General features: G+C 70.6%; 1 protein-coding gene. It reads right to left on the reverse strand.

Translation table 11 applies throughout. From position 1 onward, the window contains the following. A partial coding sequence (locus V7702_RS16775) for a hydantoinase/oxoprolinase family protein (RefSeq protein WP_335651214.1) occupies window positions 1-660 on the reverse strand: 660 nt, incomplete at both ends.

Below are 660 nucleotides of genomic sequence, written 5' to 3' on the forward strand. Positions count from 1 at the left end.
GGCCACGGCCAGGAAGCCCTCGGCCGCGGCCTCGGTGCTCTCGGCGCCCATCGCCTTGGCGAGTTCGGATAGCGCCGCACGCGCGGCCTCCACATCCAGCGGGCCGTCATTGTCCGGTCCGAAGACCTTGGGAAACCAGTCCTTCTGGATCCGGCCGAGAACCACATTGGCATCCGTAACCGCTGGCGGGCCGCCGCGCCCGTAGCAGGCCGGACCCGGGTCCGCCCCGGCGCTGCGCGGTCCGACTCGGACGCGCTCGCCGTCGAACGCCAGAATCGATCCGCCGCCGGCCGCCACGGTGTGGACCGACAGCATGGGCGCGCGAAGAAGCCGCCCGCCCAGCTCCGCCTGGCCCGAGCGGGCATAGGCATCGCCGTCAAAGCGCGACACATCGGTCGAGGTGCCGCCCATGTCGAAGCCGATCACCTTGTCATGCCCGGCCTCGCGCGCGGTCATCGCCATGCCGACGACGCCGCCGGCCGGGCCGGACAGGACCGCATTGCGGGCATGGAAAGCGTCGGCATTGGCCAGCCCGCCTGACGATTGCATGAAATAGAGCGGGGTCTTGCCCAGCCCGTCACGCACGCGTTTGACATAGCGGCGCAGGACCGGGGTCAGATATGCGTCAATCACGGCGGTCGAGGCGCGCGGCACCAGCTT

The organism is Phenylobacterium sp., from assembly GCF_036963605.1.
In the GTDB taxonomy this organism is placed as follows: Bacteria; Pseudomonadota; Alphaproteobacteria; order Caulobacterales; family Caulobacteraceae; genus Phenylobacterium.